Source organism: Chryseobacterium populi (genome assembly GCF_000282115.1).
In the GTDB taxonomy this organism is placed as follows: Bacteria; Bacteroidota; Bacteroidia; order Flavobacteriales; family Weeksellaceae; genus Chryseobacterium; species Chryseobacterium populi.
Window position 1 is genome coordinate 56,037 of record NZ_AKJY01000085.1, and the last position, 20,557, is coordinate 76,593.

At 38.9% G+C, this 20,557-nt stretch carries 11 protein-coding genes and 1 pseudogene; all 12 read right to left on the reverse strand.

The features are described 5' to 3' along the window. Positions 1-177: 177 nt before the first annotated feature. A complete protein-coding gene (locus tag PMI13_RS16965; protein WP_007845987.1) occupies positions 178-2,910 on the reverse strand; it encodes a T9SS type A sorting domain-containing protein in 2,733 nt (910 codons plus the stop codon). 280 nt (positions 2,911-3,190) lie between these two features. Next, positions 3,191-5,716, reverse strand: a complete 2,526-nt coding sequence (locus PMI13_RS16970) for a glycosyl hydrolase 115 family protein (protein ID WP_007845988.1) — start codon at positions 5,714-5,716, stop codon at positions 3,191-3,193. Positions 5,717-5,865: 149 nt separating this feature from the next. Further along, positions 5,866-7,797, reverse strand: a complete 1,932-nt coding sequence (locus PMI13_RS16975; protein ID WP_007845990.1) for a glycoside hydrolase family 97 protein — start codon at positions 7,795-7,797, stop codon at positions 5,866-5,868. A 6-nt stretch (positions 7,798-7,803) separates the two neighbouring features. Next, the gene (locus tag PMI13_RS16980) at positions 7,804-9,171 is read right to left on the reverse strand and encodes a glycoside hydrolase family 43 protein (protein WP_034669215.1); all 1,368 of its coding nucleotides are present in this window, start codon (positions 9,169-9,171) and stop codon (positions 7,804-7,806) included. Between the two features lie 21 nt (positions 9,172-9,192). Beyond that, complete coding sequence (locus PMI13_RS21625) at positions 9,193-9,435, reverse strand: carbohydrate-binding protein (protein WP_316928709.1); 243 nt, start codon at positions 9,433-9,435, stop codon at positions 9,193-9,195. A 210-nt stretch (positions 9,436-9,645) separates the two neighbouring features. After that, positions 9,646-12,069 (reverse strand): glycoside hydrolase family 31 protein, encoded by a 2,424-nt coding sequence (locus PMI13_RS16985; protein ID WP_034669281.1) that lies wholly within the window; start codon positions 12,067-12,069, stop codon positions 9,646-9,648. Positions 12,070-12,155: 86 nt separating this feature from the next. Then, the gene (locus PMI13_RS16990; protein WP_007846003.1) at positions 12,156-13,028 is read right to left on the reverse strand and encodes an alpha/beta hydrolase; all 873 of its coding nucleotides are present in this window, start codon (positions 13,026-13,028) and stop codon (positions 12,156-12,158) included. 95 nt (positions 13,029-13,123) lie between these two features. Beyond that, the gene (locus PMI13_RS16995; RefSeq protein ID WP_007846005.1) at positions 13,124-14,737 is read right to left on the reverse strand and encodes a glycoside hydrolase family 43 protein; all 1,614 of its coding nucleotides are present in this window, start codon (positions 14,735-14,737) and stop codon (positions 13,124-13,126) included. 73 nt (positions 14,738-14,810) lie between these two features. Further along, positions 14,811-16,529, reverse strand: coding sequence for a glycoside hydrolase family 43 protein (locus tag PMI13_RS17000; RefSeq protein WP_007846006.1), 1,719 nt, complete (start codon positions 16,527-16,529; stop codon positions 14,811-14,813). Between the two features lie 16 nt (positions 16,530-16,545). Further along, positions 16,546-19,008, reverse strand: coding sequence for a glycoside hydrolase family 95 protein (locus PMI13_RS17005; RefSeq protein WP_007846008.1), 2,463 nt, complete (start codon positions 19,006-19,008; stop codon positions 16,546-16,548). Between the two features lie 12 nt (positions 19,009-19,020). Beyond that, positions 19,021-20,316, reverse strand: coding sequence for an MFS transporter (locus tag PMI13_RS17010; protein ID WP_007846009.1), 1,296 nt, complete (start codon positions 20,314-20,316; stop codon positions 19,021-19,023). Further along, a pseudogene (locus PMI13_RS17015) lies at positions 20,317-20,557 on the reverse strand (bifunctional 4-hydroxy-2-oxoglutarate aldolase/2-dehydro-3-deoxy-phosphogluconate aldolase); the annotation flags it as partial.

Consider the following 20,557-nt stretch of genomic DNA (forward strand, 5'->3'; position numbering starts at 1 on the left):
TTTAGATATTATGGTCGTTTTTATGATAAATACAAATATAAGATTCTATTTTAAATAAATGTAAAAACAACACTTATTATTTAAGAAAAAATAAAGAAATTAATCTGTATTATGAATATAAACAAAGTCATCATAATCAATTGGTATGATGACTTTGTGATAAATTAGCTGTACTATTTACTGCTTAATAAATTTCTGTGAGATCATCTTATTATTTTGAGATGAAATTTCAATATAATATACTCCTGTAGGAAGACCACTTACTTCGATACGGTTTTTTCCAAAAGCCATTTTCAATCCGGATCTAATCTGTCTGCCTCTCGAATCAAAAATTGAAGCCATTGCCTCCGAAGTTTTCAGTACAACAAAAATTTCCGTTTTTGCAGGATTTGGATATATTTTTACTTCATTTTTATCTGTAATACTGTTTTCGGCACCCAATACTGCAAAGTTTAAAGGAAGAACACTTACCGTAAAAACGTTTTCTTCTGTAAGATATGCCCTGAAAGGATTAATCACCGGCTCGCTTCCTGCTATAACTTTATAGAATCCTGTGATCCCGTTTTCAGTTTTTAAAATGTAGCTGTTGGCAGGCACTTTAATCGTATGATATACTCCATTCATCTGATTTACAGTAATTGCTTTTGGTGTAGAAACATTTCCTGTACCGTTAAAAGTAAAGCTTCCGGTTGCATTCACAAGGACTGGTGTATTTGCCGGAATTACACCACCGGAAACAGCTGTACAAGATATGCCGGCTGCCCCCGGTGACATGAGATAAACATTCACTCCGGCAGGTGTAGTTGCTTCGAATGGCAGCAAAAGGACATCGTAACCATTAAAAACCCTGGTGTAAGAAGCTGTACCCGCATTAAAGTTAAAAGGAACCTGGAAATCTTTACCCTGATCTGAAAGAACAAGGTTTGAACAGCTGGTCCCGGAAATCACATTGTTGGCAGACGAAGTCACGTTGGAATTCACATAAAATATACTGTTTGTATTCGCAGTTAGCGGCTGCCAATTGTTTGACGGTGTAATTCCTGAAGTAATCCTGAAATCTAATGAAGTATAATAACCGTTTTCAAGAGCATCCATCAGATTGCTGTCGCTGCTGGAATATGTTCCTTCAAACCTTGATGCGATTTCATTTCCTATATTAAAATAAACATCTCCTAAATTAAGGGTGAGAACAGAGCTATAATTGGAATTTCTGAGTCCAAGAATCCCTTTACAACCGTCAGTAAGAACCTGTCTGGAAATATCCAGCACAATATCAAAATTTCCTCCTGCCGGAAAATTTATCCTTCCGTAATTATATGATTTTGCAACCCCCTGACTGTTGATATAGTATAATGTTGTATTGTCCGAATAACTCTGTCCGGCTGTTGTATAGCTGTTGACATGCAAAATGAATTTATTAAATCTGTCATTAAGCTGAAGATACCCATTGGCAGAAGTCATATTACTGCTTATAAGGGGACTGGGATTTGAAAAAGTTACATTAGTATTGCTTATATTGAATGCTGTGCCGAAAGCAGCATTGGTAGTCGATTGGGTTTCAATTTTATTATAATGAACGTTACTGCCGGTCATAAGGGAAACCGGTCTGTCTCCGCTTTTATTGAAAACAAACGTCATAACACTTGAAGGGCTGATCTCAATAGCCGGACGGAATGTAGAGCTGGCCATTGATATGGGCGTGGTGGCCATATTCGTGATTGTATTCGTGAGCACTTTTGTACCTGAAGCAGTATAAAAAGGCAGATCTGCCTTAAGATTATATGTATTGGAAGATGAATTGATTACCATAAGAACCACCTGGTTACCGTCCTGAGAAATATAAGAAGATCCCTGCAATATTCCGGTTTTATCATCCCATTTGGCATCTATTCTTGTTTTTCCCGTGGTGTATTTGGCATAGTGAGAAAGTATGTAGCCTCTTTTAGTCATAATCCCTGCAGAAGTTCCGTAGGTTCCGTCGCCCATTAATCCGTAATACCGTTTTGAGGCGTAATGAATCCATGCGTTTACATTTCCTAGCAAAGCGTTATTTACACTATTGGCAAAAGAAAAAGCATCAATATTCCAGCTAAAATCACGTGGAGTCTGACTGTTGGATGAATTCCAGTTGATAAGATATTCTGTCTGCCATATTTCTTTGTTATAATTTTGAAACTGTTTGTAAGCGGATTGCATAAGGCCATACTGGTGACCGCCATACACTTCAAAATTAGCCATTGTAGCGGGATTCAGCAATGCATTGGCAAAGTTATCCGTCAAGCCTACACTTTCCGGTGCAATAACTTTACAGTTGATAAGATTTCCATAATCCTTTATGAATGTTGCAATCTGCGTTGGAGTCCATATGCATCCCTGATACTGAGCCATTTCATCCGGTTCATTCTGAATAGAAATATAATCGAGCTCCACACCGTTTGTCTGCAGATAAGTCACAAAACTATTAAGATAAAGTGCATAATCCTGATAATTTTCAGGTTTTAAATACCCAATCTGCTGTACTCCGTTTGTATCGGTATAAACGGCGTTGACATGATTATTGGTTTTCCAGGCTGCCGGCATAGTCCACGGGCTGGCAAAAATAGTAAGTCCCAATGATTTTGCAAGCTGGGCAGTAGGCAGTACAGAACTCCAATTGCTGCTGTTTTCAGGAATATATAATCTCATGATATTGTATCCTGCTTCACTGCCCGCTCCCCAAAGTGTCTGGATTTCTGACGTGGACATGTGGTTATAAGCAAACTGCGGACTGCATACAAATCCTCCAAATCCCTTTATTTTCTGATAAGTAATATTCTTATCAATTTTAACTGTTGTAAGCTGTCCGTATAAAGAACTGCCGAAAAGCAGCCATATAAAATGTATTACAATAAGATGAACAAGTTTTTTCATAATGTTTTAGTTTTTGCGAATATTCGCGATTCATTTTCAGCAGAAATAGCTGATTTACAGATAATAAATACCCTTTCAAGGCAACTAACACGTCTGTTAGCCATCAAGAACTTACCCTGAAAATCATTCCAGGTAACTATCACGTAAATAAAGTCGTTACAAAATCAACTGCCGCTTACATTCTCCATTTTTGTTTAAACAATATTTAAAAAATTTAATGCAGTCAGAACCGGTTCCTCATATATTTAATGTGTTTGGTTGAAAAGTTTTCATGTCATTTTCAGTGAAGAAGATCACTTTCGGGTGCACCCAGATAAGAAGGTTTAAGACCTCCTGTATTGATCAATATTTTTTCAAGTACAATTCCCGGTTCAAGTACCCTGAAACGCAGTGTATGTTTTCCGGGTTCTAAAATCGAATGTTTTGTAACGGATTTAATGATGTGCTCCGCCTGCCATTTTCCCAATTCGCCTTTGTAATGGCCATTAAAATTGACGGTCTGCGGTGTTCCGCTATCAAATGAAATTTCATAGCGCAATCCTTTATTGTGATTGAAATTCAATGTTGGAGCTAACAGCAATTGTACTTCAAACTCACCTTTTGACTCAAAATTAATATCATATTCCAGATAGATATTTTCATCAGCTTTCGGACAGGCATTTTGAGGAAATGTAGTCACGCCGGATTTTGTCTTTCCAAAATCAGGGATAACTTCCCAATGGATCCTGTCTGAATTCTTCATTCTCACAAAATTTTCCGCTTCAATAGAAACGTAACCCTCTTTTTCTGCAACTACTTTTTCTTTAGAAACACTCGCTTCGGAAACATAGGTTACCTCAGGCATTATATTTTCTTTTCCATCAAACCAGGCTTTGTATCCTATCTTCATCTGGTCCATCATATGTGTCCATTTTCCGCCGGCAATCTCATTGTTATATTGATTATCGAGATAGGCATTTCTTTCAAAACACGCTTTCACTTTATCTGCATAGAAATTGGCTTTAATATCATTTCTGGCCGCCAATTCTTTGTTTTTAGCCAGCGCATAATACATTTCATACAAATTACTGCATGCATCAATCGGATAAAGAACCAACTGATAATAAGCATCCTGATATGCTGCAGGAATCTGGTCTTTCAAACGTAAAGCATCTATTGCCAAAGCTCTGTAATCATTGAGTACGGTTTCAAATTCATTATAATTCTGCAGGCTGAAAGTATTGCCGTCAAGTGTTTCCGGTGTTACCCGCCGGTTGTATTTGGCGTACAGGTTAATCATTCCGGCGATTTCTTTTGCATGCTTTTCCCCAAACTGCTGTGCAGCCCATTTTTCGGTATATTCCAAAAGGTTTTTAGCATTAAACTGTTTTGGATTCCATGCCATTTCCAAAAAAAAGCTGATCGGGAATTCCATTGGTTTTAAATCACCTACATTTACCACCCAAACTTTATCTACTTTATGTTCGTATGACAGATTCATCTGCTCCCAAACACGCTGGATCGGACTTATGTTGATCCATTTGGAATTCCTTGGCCCGCCAACATAATCAAAATGATAATACATTCCGTAACCGCCATTATGCAGGGTTTTTGAGAGATCCGGAAGTTTCCTCACATTGCCCCAGTTGTCATCACAAAACAGCAGAATAACATCATCAGGAACCCTCATTCCTTTGTCGTAATAGTCCTGGACTTCTTTGTACAAAGCCCAGACCTGAGGCGTTTTGTCCGCTTTTTTTCCGGTCACATCTGCAATAATTTTGCGCTGGTCTTTTACAATTTTTTCAAGTAAGGAAATATTAGTTCCCTCTCCCATTGCTTCGTCACCTTCGCCACGCATCCCGACAGTAACCAGTTTTTCCCAACTTTTGCTTCTTATGATCCCTGCTTTCCAAAATTCCTGCAACACTTTGGCATTTTTTGAATAATCCCAGACGTTCGGAAGGTTATTTTTTTTAATGTACCTGTGCCAGTCGGTTTGTGCCTGCGCCATAGGCTCATGGTGAGAAGTTCCCATCACAATTCCCATTTCATTGGCTAAAGGTCCGCTCAGAGCATCATCGTCATAAAATGCTTTGCCCCACATGGCAGGCCAGAGATAGTTGCCTTTCAACCGAAGAATCAGCTCAAAAACTTTTTCGTAAAATTTAGAATTAACCCCTCCAAAAGTCGCTCTTGCCCAGCCTCCAAGAGAGGGTTCTTCATCATTCAGGAAAATTCCACGGTATTCTACAGCCGGTTCTCCATCGGTATAAATCCCTTTTTTGAAATATAGATTTTCTTTCGCTTCCACAGGAACATCTGCCCAATAATGCCAGGGCGAAACACCAATCTGCTTCGAAACTTCATAAATCCCATAAATCGTTCCCCTCTTGTCACTTCCTGCAATTACGATCGCTTCCGAAACTCCCGGAAACGGGTTGCTGATATTCTGAATGATGTATTTTTCACGTTTTCCCACTAATGCTTTGCTATCAATCTTTTTTTGTCTGATCAAATCATCAATTACAGATTGTGTTCCTACGGTTCCGATAATGATTAATGGGGTATTCATTCCGGAAACCTGACTCAGGATGTCAGGCTGTTTTCCTGTTACTTTCTGAAAATCGGATTGCAGATTTCTTACAGCTCTCAATATTCCTGCATCTGTCTGAGCATCTGTGTACAAAGAAATCCTGACAGATTGGTCTTTCAGGAGAATGACATCATTTGTTTTTTCGGTTGTAATAAACCTTTCGGTTGCTTTAACATTAAAACAGACACAAAACAATAATGCAACGAAAAATAGTACTGGTAATCTGTTCATAACCTTTATATTGTATTTGATTGAAACCTATAAGGTTTTATTTAATATTTTTGACTGCAAATCGCTCGCAGTCCGACTTGAGCGGAAATCCTTTTTGTTTTCTTAAAACAAAAAGATTGGGAGCGGAAGGCGGAATAGCTGCCCAAATTTTAATTTTTCAAAACAAATCCACCATTCGGCTGAATTTCTATTTCGTATTCTCCTTTTTTACTGATGGAAATCGTTTTTGTAAAAGTGGTTCCGGATTTATCATCATTGATGAGTTCCATATTTTTGCCTGCTGCCATCGGGAGCTTTAGTTTAAGCTTTTTAACACTTTTTCCGGCATTTATTCCTACAACATACCACTTGTCCTGATGCCTTCTTGCAACAGCCGAATATTTGCCCGGATAACCATCGATGAAAACCGTTTCGTCCCAAAGGGTCGGAATTTCTTTCATAAAATCCAGCTGAAATTTTGGAGTATCAACCAGGTTATTCGGCATTACGGCAAACATCTGGATCGGATTCTGAAACAGAACAGCTGTAGCTAACTGAAATCCGTCTGTGGTTGATCTTCTGTTTTTTTCTTTGTTGGATTGGGTTAAGAATTTATTGAGAAAAGTTCCTCCAAATTCCATACTTCCCACCGTATTCCTGATAAAAGGATGCAAAGTGGCAAAAAATGCTTCCTGCTTACGAACATCTTCCGAAAAATAAAGCATCTCAGAGGCCAGAACGGCTTCGCTTCCTGCATAATTCGGATACATCACTTCCCAGCCCCTCGGCAAAGTGGCACCATGGAAAATAATCGTCAAACCAAAATCATTGGCATCCGACAAAATATCTTCGTACAGACGCATTGTTTCCTGCTTGTCTCCGCCAAAAAAATCGACTTTCAAACCTTTTACGCCGGTTTCTTTCAGCCATTTCATTTCTTTTTTGCGTTCTACAGAAGTATTCATTTTATTTCTCGGCCCCATTGGCGCATCATTGGCGGCTCCGTTGGAATTGTACCAAAGCATCACACCCACGTTTTTGGATCTGGCATATTGAACGAGCTCTTTCATCCTTTCTTTTCCGATGTTTTTATCCCAAAGTGCATCAATGAGAATCAATTCATATTTCAAAGCAGCAGCAAGGTCTATAAATTTTATCTGATCGTCGTAGTTCATGCTCGCATCCTGCCATAGAATCCAGCTCCATGTAGAACGCCCAAACTGATATTTCTGTGAAGGCTTATAAAGCGGATCTACTACATCAAAAGGAATGGTGGTTTCCACAATCGGTTTTAAAGAATCTCCAATTGTGATCGTTCTCCACGGTGTTTTTCCCGGAAGAGAAAGAGCTGCACCGGAACTCCCGAAACCGTTATTTTCTGCCATATCCGGATAAGCTACTTGATAAAGTTTTTTTTCCGCAGTAGTGTTGAGATGTGAAGCGCAGTACAAACTGTTCACTCCTGTCTCTGAAAGCAAAATCCAGCCATCATTCCCAATATGGAAGAGTCCGGGGAAAACGTAACCATAATCTGATTTAGCTCCTAATTCCGCATCTGCTTTATAACCACTTTCGTAGCTTGGTGCTGTTCGGGCAAAGCCGGTCATCGGCTTCATCATAGGCGAGAGGAACGTGGTGGTCTGTGGTGGAAAACGGTACCCGGTAACTTCCGACTGTACAACAATACTGAAACGGTCTTTCATTGGCGGAATATCGTATCGGAACGCCACATTGTTATTACTTACCTGAAATTCAATTCCGATATTGAACTGATCTGCATTAATGAAACTGACAGTTAATACATTGGCTTTATATTCAACTTCTGATTTTTTGATTTTTTCGTTGGTATATTTTTTAGAAATATTGTCTTTTTTGCTGCTGATGAATTTTAAATTTTCAGAAAAATCCGATTCATTGGTTATCAGTCCCAACGGAGATTTTCCAAGCATTGTTTTTCCCTGGAAAGTCACGGTATACGATGCTTTTCCTTCTTCTGAAAATACATTCAGCTTCAGCTTGCCGTCCGGACTTGAAATTTCAGCAACCTGCGCCTTAAAACAAAAGCTTATTAATGATAGAAATATGAGTGTAAATTTTTTCATTCTGATTTATTTTGAAAACATCCAATAATCGAAAAACATAATATCTTTTTCCGCTTTACCATTACACACAAAATAAAGGTCATGAATACCAGTCATTTTGTTAAGTAAATTAATTTTAACCGTTTCAAAGCGGTCGTCTCCCCCGGTAAGAGGAACTTTTATACTTCCTACAAGTGGTCCGTCAAGACTGTCTGATCTTATCTCCATCGTCACATTTCCATTGTGCGTTGTTCCTACCTTTGCCGAAAAAGTTGTGGCTCCTTCTTTCCCAAAATCAATGTTTTTTACAGTAATGTAAGCACCGTTTTTCTTTGCTTTAATAAAAACTCCTGTTGTTTTATTCTGATAAGATTTTACATTTTCTGACCAGGAAATCATTTCTGCCTGATTAAATGCATAAGGATTGACGGCTGCAATGGCCCTGGAAATTCCATTGGTCATTTTGAAAGGAGAAATAGATCCGTCTTTATTAAAATTAAGCTCTTCTACGCTTACCGATCTTGTAAATCCGCTACCACCCGGTAACGCGCCGTTGTGATAGAAAAAATAGGTTTTTCCTCTGAAATCAATAACACCGGGATGATTGGTAAAGGATTTTCCTTCCGCAGGCATAATGATTCCGCCGTATTTCCATGGGCCTTGCGGGCTTTTGCTCGTGGAATAGCCTATAAATTCGGGAAGAGGGCCACCCGGCCAGAAGAGATAATATAGATTTTTACGTTTGTATAGCCACGGTCCTTCTTCATATTTTGTGGGTCTTTCAGGATTGCCTTCACGTTTTCCGAAAGATTCTTCAGTCATCGGAACTTCAACGATGTCGCCGGAATAAGAAATCATATCCTCGTTCAGCTTTACATATTTAAGCTTCGGATTTCCCCAGTACAGATGGGCCTGACCATCATCATCTATAAAAACCGTAGGGTCGATATCTCCCCATTCGCTCTGAACAAGTGGTTTTCCCAACGGGTCGTGGAACGGTCCGAACGGACTATCGGCAACCGCAACTCCAATCGCCCCCTTATTATTGGTTTTACTAATCATCGGCACATACATAAAAAATTTGCCGTTTCTTTCAATACACTGTGCCGCCCATGCATCACGTTTGGCCCAATCGAAATCATTGTAGGAAAGAATAACACCGTGGTCTGTCCAGTTGACCATATCATTGGTAGAAAACACTTTCCAGTTGTTCATTGTAAACCATGTAGAATCATCTTCATCATGTGACGTATAAACATATAAACGGTCGTTATAAACCATTGGTGCCGGATCGGCAGTGTAAGCCGTCTGAAAGACAGGATTTTGGGCAGTCAAAGTCTCTGCGTTATATATCAACAGACTGCTTAGTATAAATTTTATTATATTTTTCTTCATTTTAAATATTCCAGTTATTTTTTACTTCTTCTGAAAGCTCCAGTAATCAAAATTAAAAAGCTCGCGTCCTGCTGTGATGTTTTTTCCCAGGAAGCCAAAATATACAACATGTACCCCTGAAACAGATTCTGATATTGTTGCTGTCAATATTTTCCAGACATTCCAGCCCCCCGTGCCCGGTACTTCAATCTGTGCTAATTTTGCTCCTTTTATACTGTATCCGCCGTAAATTTGGTTTGAATAATGGGATTCTGTGCAGACAATAATATTCCCATTGCCAGTAATCCAATCTTCAAAATATAGTTTAAAATGGCTTTCTTTATCATTGTTTTAATTTTTCAACTTTAATATTTAATGATTTGCTCACTCCAGGTTGGATAAAGCGTCTTTTAACTGTAGAAATTCGCAGCTTTCTTTGTTTTAAATTTTATATAATATTTCCTATTTTAATTAATTTTTTAAACTAAATAAAACTTATTTCATAAATATTTTAACTTTTCCCCCTGAATAAGCCATAGTTTTCTGTTGACCGCCGGGAAGAATAATGACAAAACTTCTTTTCTCAATCATTCCATGGTATTTTCCTTTACGGTTATCAATAGTTAGTGTATAGGATTTGTCATTCCAATGCATTGGAATTTCGGTATAGTTTCCTTTTTCATAGTTGTAGTTGTCGAATTCATCTTCGTACAAGACAAAATCCGCATCTGAACCAGGATATACTTTTAAAATTAAATGATCCCATTTTTTCTCTGTTGCATACTGTACATCAGGACCGAAAGGAACTATACTCCCACTTTTCACATACAATGGAATGCTTTGGATATTTACCGTTTTCTCGATTTCCTGTCCGCCGTTATGCTTTGTATTGGTCCAGTAGTCATACCATTCAGCACCGGAAGGAAGATATACTTTTACGGTTTTATTTTGCGTAAAATCCACATCCGCAGCGGAAGGTTCTTTTTTATTTTTCTCTTTTTTGTCCCAACCGTTCTCTTCGTTGGTTTTCACCATTTTTTCAGGGGTATATTGTGCATTCAGTACAGGAACGACCAGAAGCGATTTTCCGAACATATACTCATGATTGATATCCCAAACTTTTTTATCTGAAGAAAAATCCATGGCAAGAGGCCGCATAAAGCTTGACTGATTTTTGGAAACATGCCACGAAATGGAATAGATATACGGCAACAAGCTGTATCTTAATCTGATGAATTTCTCCACAGCATCATACACAGCATCCCCTTTTTTCCCAAACCGGTAAATTTCTCTTGGCACATCGGTTCCGTGCGAACGCATCATCGACGTGAAGGTTCCGTATTGCAGCCAACGAACATACAGCTCCTGAAACATCGGATTTTTTGAACCCGAGCTGTCACTCCAGTCTTTTTTATAGGCTCCGGCAAAGAAGCCGCCGATATCTGAATTGAAATTCGGATTTCCGGTCATGGAAAAATTTAAACCCGCCGGAACCTGATTACGTAAAGATTCCCAGGAAGAATTAACATCTCCTGACCAGGTATTGGCACCATAGCGCTGCTGACCTGCGAATGCAGATCTTGTTAAAATAAAAACTCTTTTATCATTTGACGTAGCACGCTGATGGTCATAAACACCGCCAACTGCCATTAGTGGATACGCATTTCTGACCTTTCTGAATGAGCCTAAATATGTTTTTGTATCTAAATCTTCCGGTTTCTGACTGAGATGATCAGGTTCGGTAGAATCCATCCACCAGGAATCTACCCCCAGACTAAATACTCCTTTGTTCAGATATTTCCAGTAAATATCCCTTGCTTCGGGGTTATAAGCATCATAAACACGCACTCCGGAAGGATAATTCATATCCGGAGGCCAGCTTTCCCTTCCTGATTCCGGCCAGGTTTTGAAATTGAAAAGCATTCCTTTAGAGCCCATTTCACGGTAAGGATTAGTCATGGGTCCGAATGACGACCAGACAGATACGGAAAGATGCGCATTCATTCTGTGGATATCGTTGAGCATTCTTTTGGCATCAGGAAAATCCGGACTGATAAAATCCATCGCATTCCACTGGTAATTATTCCCCCAGTACTGCCAATCCTGAATGATTCCATCCAAGGGAACTTTCAGATCACGGTATTTTTTAACGACATCCACTATTTCATCCTGACTTTTATAGCGTTCTTTACTTTGCCAATAACCATAAACCCATAACGGAAACATCGGAACATTTCCTGTAAGGTCGCGCATCTCGGCAATCACACCATCGGCATTTCCGCCATACATAAAATAATAATCCACCCCTTCTCCTACTTCGGAAGCGAACGTTGTTTTCTGAGTAGTATCGGTAAACTGAGTCGGAGAATAGTTATCCCAAAAAATGCCGTAACCTTTTACAGACTGAAAAAAAGGCACAAAATCCCAGGTATTGTTCTGCACCATTCTGATGTCCTGATTCCGTTGGGATAATCTTCCGTTCTGCAAAATTCCCAAGCCATAAATTGGCTCTTCTTTTTCTAACTGAAAAGATTGGGTTACAGAATAAGCCGGATTTCCTGCATCATTAAAAGGTTTGAAATCGCTTCCGGTTTCTTTAAGAAGTTCCTTTCCTGATAATGTATTGTAAGCAATTTCTCCGTTTTTCATGTTAATGAAAAGCTGCAGATCATTGGTTTTTAATAATAAAATATCTTTATTTTCTGTAACGGAGAATTTTATTTTCTGCTCTTGTTTGATAACGGACAGACTGTTTTTTACAAATGATTTTCCCTCAGGATATTTGATGATTCTTATGGTGTGCGGCCCGTAAAACTTCACCTCCACATTCATTTTATCTGCAGAAAAACCCACACCTGAATCCGTCTTTTTGTATGACTGCGCATTGGCATTCTGCTTTACACCAGATATTATTATCATCGTAATAATAAGAGCTTTTATGTTTATTTCTCTGAAATTCATTTTTTGTAATTATGGTTTTGAAATTATAGACCAGTTTCTAAGCTCTATTCTATTTTCAAAAAATTATTAATTTTCTCTTGATCCAGAGGTTTGAAAAGCAACTGTGAAAAAATATACAAATCGTTTTTCCAGACTTTAAAGTCATGGCCACCCGGTTCCACATAGAAAATATGAGGTATTTTATTGGCAACAAGGTAATCGTGTGTTCTTTTGCTGAAAGGCATCAGCCCGTCCTGATCGCCGCAGGAAACCCAGAGAAGCCTTAATTCTTTAGCTTTGGCAGGATTCGGGAGCAGCAGTTGAGGATCTTTGGTATTGGGAGCAGAAGAAAATCCTCCTACCCAAGCGAATTTATCTATATTTCCCAATCCGAAATTCAGACTTTGTCCACCTCCCATTGACAACCCGGCAATTGCCCTGTTTTCTCTGCCTTTTTTAACCGGGTATTTTTTTTCGATAAACGGAATAAGGTCGTTCAATAAATCTTTTTCAAAGGTTGCGAATGCTTCTACCTTGTCCTTTGCCATAATGTCTCCTGTTGCCCGGTCGTCTTTCATCGCTCTGCCATTCGGTAAAACGACAATCATTGGCATTAATTTTCCCTGCGCATACTGATTGTCAAGAATAACCTGGGGAGTCCCGTTTCGGAACCACTCTTTTTCATCTCCACCAATGCCATGAAGAAGATACAGAACCGGATATTTATCCCCTTTTTTGAAGGTCGGCGGTGTATACACCAAAGCTTTTCTCTGGGTTCCTACCGTCTTTGATTCGTATTGTATGGTATCAATTTTTCCATGGGCAAATGCTTTCTTTTCAACGTCAAAACCCTGCGGTGCCTGTTTATCAATCGTTTGTGCAGAAATAAACATTCCTGACAAGATAAAACCTAATGTAAATAGTATTGATTTGTTCATGTTTTTTATTTGTATTTTTTACACTTATTAATTTAGATAAAAAAATAAAATTACCGGGAATTATTTCTCTTTTTTTCAATAGTAATCTAAAGTATTTATTTTATGACTGAAGAATCTGTAATTTTAAAAAAATCGACATCGACGAAACCTCCAGTGTTTTTTGTTGCATAATTGAAAATGGCAAATTTGGAACCCATAAAAAACCTTCGGTAATCGAAAATCATTTTGTAATCCTTCGCCATTACTTTCCAGTTTTTCCGGTCGGTGCTGTAAGAGAAATTCGCCAAATCTTTTCCAAGATTAAAATCGGCCTCAATGCGGAGAAAAATTTCATCTGAATTCAATAGAATACGCATTTTTTCTTCTTTTTTCACTTCCGTTATGGCTTTTGTTTTGCTATCAAGGTTGACTTTGTTGGTAGAAAACGTGAGAAATTTTTGGTCACCTTCCTTGATGATGGATAACAGCCCCGAGTCTCCATTAAATGCACTGAATCCGGCAACATCACCGTCTTTCATTCCTTTTAGACTTAAAGCGACGACCGCACTCGATTCCGGACCCTCCATTCTTTGTGTTAAAGTATTCGGAGCTGCATAAAGATTATCTACAATTCTACTTGTTTTCAGTCTCAAAAATCCTTTTCTTTCGGATAGAGACCAGGCTTCATTCACAGGATTATGATTCCACTGCCACTGGATTTTTAATTTTTTATCTGAAAACTCATCACTTTCAACGATATTATTTTTCGGCTTAAACGGAGGAAGCGGAACTTCACCGTTTAAAGGCACCCTTCCGTTGTCGCCCAGAACCGGCCAGTCGTTTTCCCATTGTACGGGAATGAGAATCGGGACACGCCCCACTCCGCCCCTGTCCTGAAAGATAAGCGAATACCAGTTGCCGTTTTTATCATCAATTAAGGTTCCCTGTCCGGCATAAGAAAATCCTAAAAAATTATCTTCCAGAATGACTTTTTTCTCGTAAGGACCGGTCACTTTATCAGATCTGTAAACTACTTGCCGGCGTTTTTCGTTTCTTGGCCAGGAAATCATCATCATATAATACTTTTCATTCCGTTTGATGATCTGATTGCCTTCCAGAAGCCCTGTTTCCGAGGGGTCTTTCTGAAAAACCTCCGTTCCCTGAGGATCTCCTATTACGTCTTTAAAATCAGGACTTAATTCAAAAACTTTATTGGAAGTGAAAACATACACTTGGCCATCATCAAAAAACAAAGAAGCATCATGAAAATGTTTGGTTCTGGTCATGAACTTCCAGTTTCCCTTTTCTGGATCGTCCGTTACATAGAAATAGGATTTAAAAGGCTCATCATTCGGAGAAAACAAAACGTAATATTTACCTTTATGATAGCGAATAGAGGAAGCCCATTGCCCGCGACCGTAAACCGTACCATTTAATAAATCATATTTGGAATTATCATTCAGCGTATTGAAAACATAGCTTGCCATTTCCCAATGCACAAGGTCTTTGGAATGCATTACCGGTGCTCCCGGCATCAGATGCATCGTGGTACTGATGAGGTAAAAATCATCGCCGTTTCTGGTCACTGACAAGTCCGGCACATCTGCCCAAATGATGGGATTTGTAAACGCCGTGGTTTGCTTCTGAACAGGATTTATCTGAGCTGAAAGGAGATTCAGCCCGATAAATCCACAAAAAGAAACTATATAAAATGGGTTATTAATTTTCAAAATTTCAATATTTTGATTGTTTTTTACATCTAACTAACTATTTAAACGCAATGGAGACAGAGATTTTTAAATTTTAATCAGGCATAATATCATTGGACGATGTGCTGTACAAACCAATCAAACTGCCTGTGAAACCTCCTGCAACATCTGTAGAGAGAATGTCTCCGGAGACAGGACCTCCAAGATTTCTGAAGCTTTTACCATCCAAAGAGTAATTAAAACTATGATCATCTTTTTCAGCAACAACCTGTAACCTGACAGGTTTTGAAAGTGAAATTTTTTCGCTGGCAATCAGTTTTGATTCTCCTTTTTCTGTTCTTTCCAAAACAATGTAAAAATCTTTATCCTTTTTTGTAATTCCGAAAACATAATTGAACTTTTCGCTCTGATAGCAGGTAATTCCGGCTAATTCTTTTTCAGATTTCGGCTTAAAATCCAGTGTTACAGAAGTTTCAAAATCTTCGTGCTGCAGTCTGTGGAATAAGGCAGATACAGGAGCCAGGGCTTTAATATTTGTTTCAAAAGGATTTACTTTTACACCGTTTTTTACAGTTGTAATAAAATTCTCACGTGGACCACGCATCGCAATCCATCGGTAATCCAAATTTTTACCGGTGAGTTTGTCGGTATATGTAAAATTGCCATTAGGGAAAATTCCGTTTTGCCCGGTCTGATTTCTCACACCTTCCGGCAATTTTAATTTTGGTTTCATAGGAACTAAGCCGTTTTCAAAAACAGGATATTTTCCACTCCAGTCTACGGGAAGAATGAAAGTTTCCCTGCCAGAATTCACACGGTTTTTCTCATTCGGACGAATCGCAAGAAATACACCGTAATATTTTCCCTCAGGAGTTTCCACCAGATCTGCGTGACCGGCCCAATCTACTTTATCTTTTCTGTCTTTCGGGAAATAACGCTGTGTAAGGATAGGATTGCTCGGTGCAGGAACAAATGGACCTTTCGGGGAATCAGCCATAAAGATAACTTCGCTGTGATTACCGCCTGTTCCGCCTTCTGCACACATCAGATAATATTTTCCGTTCTTTTTATATAAATGTGGACCTTCTATCCAAATCGGCTTTTGGGAAAGATCAACACCTCCGTTTACAATAATTTTATCTGACCCGGCCACGACCTGGTCTTTTTCCAAATCATAATCCCAGATCTTGATGACACGATGCCCATTATACTGCTCGGTTCCTTTTGGTGGTGCGTCATTGTGAACGATATAGGCTTTCCCATCATCATCAAAGAAAATTGAAGGGTCGATACCGTCAAAGTTCAGTTTCTGCACTTCGCTCCAGCCTTTTGCAGGGTCTTTGGTTTTCACGACCATATTACCGATTCCACCCGCAATCTGTGTGGTAATCATATAAAATGTGTCATTGTTTTTATTATATTTGATATCCGGTGCATAAATTCCTTGTGAGACTCCTGATTTTTCTACTTTCAGCTGTGATGGCCGGTCGAGAACGTGCCCCACCTGCTTCCAGTTCACTAAATCTTTTGAAGTGAAAACAGGGACACCCGGAAACATTGAAAATGAAGAATTTACCAGGTAATAATCGCCTCCTTTTCTTGTAATACTAGGATCGGGATAACATCCCTGAAGGATCGGAGAATAAAACTCATTATCTTTCAAAGGGTTGTTTGTATAGATCTTATCATTTCCACGATAGGAAAAGTCTGAAAAAGTCTGCGCCGAAATATTACTTAAAGAAAGTAAAGAAACCGCTGTCAGCAAAGTGAGCTTATTTCTTAAAAAAATCGAGTGCATTATTCTCTGTTTCATTATTATATTTTTTAGATTATTTAATTTTTAATGTGTAAAATTTTCCCGCTTCTGTCGGAAAATCATAGATGAACCTTTCTTGCATTTTCACCTTATTTAATCGGGCTTCGGGTGAAATCAAAGGTTTTTTGATTTCCGGAATTTCAAAATAAGGATTCGCATTTTTTCCCGCTCCCGGTTTTAAAATATTCTTACCTTTTAATTTCATTTCATTAGGTGTGCTTATCCGGCAATTCCCACCCAGATTTGATCTGATCATTATTTCAGTTGCCTGATGATCTTTCCAAACAATACTTATTTCAAAGCCGCCATAAGCTTTCAATCCGGAGATATTTCCGTTTTTCCATTCATCAGGAAGCGCAGGTAAAATATCAATACTTCCGTTTTGGGTCTGCAAAAGCATTTCGGTAATTCCGGAAGTACAACCGAAATTACCGTCTATCTGAAAGGGAGGATGGGCATCGAACAAATTCGGGTATGTGCCTCCACTTTCGCTCCGGCCGTCTTTTTCTATCAAAGTCAACTGATCTTTAATTAATTTATTGGCATGATTCCCATCCAGCAATTTTGCCCAAAGATTAATTTTCCAACCCATCGACCAGCCCGTAGAGACATCACCACGGTGTATTAAAACGGTTTTCGATGCATCAAAAAGTTCAGGTGTTGTAATAGGATTGATTTGATTCCCGGGGAATAATCCATATAAGTGCGAAACATGCCTGTGATTATCTTTTGGATTGTCCCAATCTTCCATCCATTCCTGCAATTGTCCGTAACGACCGATTTTCATTGGAGGCAGTTTTGAAATGATTGTGTTCCAGACCGGAATTTTATCTGAATCTACATTTAAGATTTGGGCTGCTTTTTTTGTTTTACTGAACAGGTCGAATATCAGTTGATTATCCATCGTATTTCCTGCCGACAAAGCACTTCCGCGGTTTCTCTTCGGAATATTTTCGGGAGATATAGACGGGCTTACAACAAGCCATTGATGTACCGGTTCTTCGATCAGAAAATCCTCGTAAAATAATGCAGCAGATTTTAATACGGTATAAATAGATTTCAGATAATTCTTGTCTCCGCCGTACAAATATTTTTCCCATAGATGCTGGGAAAGCCAGGCTCCTCCCATTGGCCACTGACCAGCGTTGGCAAAGTCTACAACACCGGTAATCCTCCAAATATCAGTGTTATGATGTGCAACCCAGCCACGGCTTTTGTACATTATTCTTGCCGTTTCTACTCCGGTTACGCTCAAATCTTTTACCAGCTGAACTAATGGCTCATGCATTTCGGCAAGGTTTGTTTTTTCTGCCGGCCAGTAATTCATTTCCGTATTGATGTTGATGGTATATTTACTATCCCATGCCGGTTTATTTGAATTGTTCCAGATTCCTTGGAGATTGGCAGGCTGACCGCCCGGTTGCGAAGAAGAAATCAACAAATAACGTCCGAACTGATAGTATAATGAAATGAGTTCCGGGTCATAGCCGGATGCAAAATTTTTAACCCTCAAATCGGTAGGAAATTGTGCTGCAGGAGACGTTCCGAGACTGAAATCTATCCTTTTGAAGTATTTCTGATAAGCGTTGAGATGATTTTTAAATAAAGTATTGAAATTTTTAGTTTCTGATTGCGAAATGTATTTTTTACTTTTTGAAACCTCATCAGTGTTCAGAGTTTTATAGTCTGTAAAATTGGTGGCGATGGAAATGAGAATCAAAACTTCATCTGCATTGGCAACCGAAATCCTATTATCTGAAACCGAATTTGTACCTCCTTTGGTAATGAATTTTGCCAACACATTGAATTTAACCTGTCCCTGAACACCGTCTAATGTAGAAGAAATCCCGTCCATCTGCAAAGTATTGGCATCAATGGTTTTCACATTTTTTTTAAGTTCGCTGTTGAATCCCGCATTGAAATTCAAAGCATTTTTTTTGTCTGAACTCAGTTTTATAATAATCACATTATCCGGAACTGAAGCAAAAGCTTCTCTTTTATAATGAATCCCATTGGAGGAAAAAGTAGTCGTTATTAAAGCTTTTTCGATGTCCAGCTCACGGTAATAATTTTCAATATCACCGGGATTATTAAACTCAAGATTTAAATCTCCGATATTCTGAAATGCCGAACCGTGGAGTGTTTTTGCTGTCAGCCCTTTATTAGCAAGAATTTCTGCTTTTTTATAATTTTCATTAAATAAATAATACCGGATAGAATCCAAAACTTTTGGACCATCAGGATTATCATTACGGGAAGGACCTCCCGACCAGAATGTACTTTCATTCAGCTGAAGCTTTTCTTTGAAGGGGTCTCCGAAAACCATTGCCGCCAGTCTTCCATTTCCAATAGGTAATGCTTCCACCCACTGTCTGGCTGGCTTATCATACCAAAGCTTGTATTTTCCTCCTTTCTGTGCAAAGGAAAACCCACTTATGAAAAGACAGAAGATTAGTATGCAATGCTTTAGATTCATTTGATTTTTATATTATTCTGGTTTAAAAAAAGAATTTTCAGTCTTTTTCCTGTTAATCAACCATATAATTCCCCAGGCTGCAACATATGAGACACCGGCAATTAAAAATATGATATTGTATCCTCCGTTGATATTTCCAGCTTTTTTGAAGGTATCCAGGATAATTCCGATAAAAAGTGGAAAAATAATTCCTGCTGCCGATCCCAGCATTCCGCCAAATCCGATGACAGAACTTACATAATTGTTGGGCAGTTTGTCTCCGACAGTTGTCATCAGATTGGCTCCCCAGCCTTGATGTGCCGCTGTAGCAAAGGCAATGATGATCGTAATCAGCCACATATTTTCTACATATTTTGAAAACATTACAGGAACGACCATCAGAGCAAACAGCAACATTGTGAAACTTCTAGCTTTTCCGATTGCCCAGCCTTTTTTAATTAAAAATGAAGACAGATAACCGCCACCAATGCTTCCAATTGTGGTTCCACTGTAGATGATAATCAATGGAACGGAGGGTTTTGTTAAATCCATTTTAAAGACATCCGAAAAATAGGCCGGCAACCAGAACATGAAGAAATACCAAATCGGGTCGGTCAGAATTTTTCCGATGGCAAATGACCAGGTTACTTTATATTTCAACAATTCGGATAACGAAACTTTGGACTGTTCCTGCGTTTTTCCGTCCTGATCACTTTTGATATACTGTAATTCTTCCTGGCTCAGGTTTTTTGTTTTTTCAGGAATAGCATAGAATCTCCACCAAAGGACAATCCATAATAAGCCTAGAGCCCCAATCCAAACGAATGTTTCCCGCCATCCGTAATGTCCTAAAATAAAAGGTACAAGAAGCGGTGCCAAGATAGCTCCAACTGTAGCTCCCGAGTTGAAAATTCCCGTTGCCAACGCTCTTTCTTTTTTCGGAAACCACTCTGCCACTGATTTTATCGCCGCCGGAAAATTCCCTGCTTCGCTGATTCCGAGTGTGCTTCTTGCAATAATAAATCCAACTGTACTTTTCACAAAACCATGTCCTATCGAAGCAAGGCTCCAGATAACCAATGAAGCTGCATATCCTATTTTGGTTCCTACCCTGTCGATAAATCTACCCATTGCAAGATATCCTATAGCATAAGTGGTTGTAAATGCCATCACGATATAGCTGTAATCTTTTTCGTCCCAAGTGAATTCTTTTTCAAGAACAGGCTTCAATAGCCCCATTACCTGGCGGTCAAGATAATTGATCGTGGTGGCAAGAAAGACCAAAGACAGCATAAACCATCTTATATTACGGTTTTTAGGAGCCTGCATTTAGTTTTGATTAAGTTGTTGTAATAATTTTTTTACTTTTTCAGTGAGCTGCTCTGCTGTAAGCTCTTTTTTGATGAGAGAACTTCCCAAACCGACAGCAATTGCACCTCCTTTCAGCCATTCTGTAATATCTTCAATATCAGCATTGATGCCTCCGGTCGGCATAAAATTCATTCCCGGAAAAACCGGCTGAACAGATTTAATATAATTTTGACCCAAAGCATCTGCCGGAAAAATCTTG

What these genes read in the sequence shown, in the direction of transcription:
- PMI13_RS16965 (WP_007845987.1), bottom strand. Translation starts at nt 2,910, where the DNA reads ATGAAAAAACTTGTTCATCTTATTGTAATACATTTTATATGGCTGCTT.
- PMI13_RS16970 (WP_007845988.1), bottom strand. Translation starts at nt 5,716, where the DNA reads ATGAACAGATTACCAGTACTATTTTTCGTTGCATTATTGTTTTGTGTC.
- PMI13_RS16975 (WP_007845990.1), bottom strand. Translation starts at nt 7,797, where the DNA reads ATGAAAAAATTTACACTCATATTTCTATCATTAATAAGCTTTTGTTTT.
- PMI13_RS16980 (WP_034669215.1), bottom strand. Translation starts at nt 9,171, where the DNA reads ATGAAGAAAAATATAATAAAATTTATACTAAGCAGTCTGTTGATATAT.
- PMI13_RS16985 (WP_034669281.1), bottom strand. Translation starts at nt 12,069, where the DNA reads ATGATAATAATATCTGGTGTAAAGCAGAATGCCAATGCGCAGTCATAC.
- PMI13_RS16990 (WP_007846003.1), bottom strand. Translation starts at nt 13,028, where the DNA reads ATGAACAAATCAATACTATTTACATTAGGTTTTATCTTGTCAGGAATG.
- PMI13_RS17000 (WP_007846006.1), bottom strand. Translation starts at nt 16,529, where the DNA reads ATGAAACAGAGAATAATGCACTCGATTTTTTTAAGAAATAAGCTCACT.
- PMI13_RS17005 (WP_007846008.1), bottom strand. Translation starts at nt 19,008, where the DNA reads ATGAATCTAAAGCATTGCATACTAATCTTCTGTCTTTTCATAAGTGGG.
- PMI13_RS17010 (WP_007846009.1), bottom strand. Translation starts at nt 20,316, where the DNA reads ATGCAGGCTCCTAAAAACCGTAATATAAGATGGTTTATGCTGTCTTTG.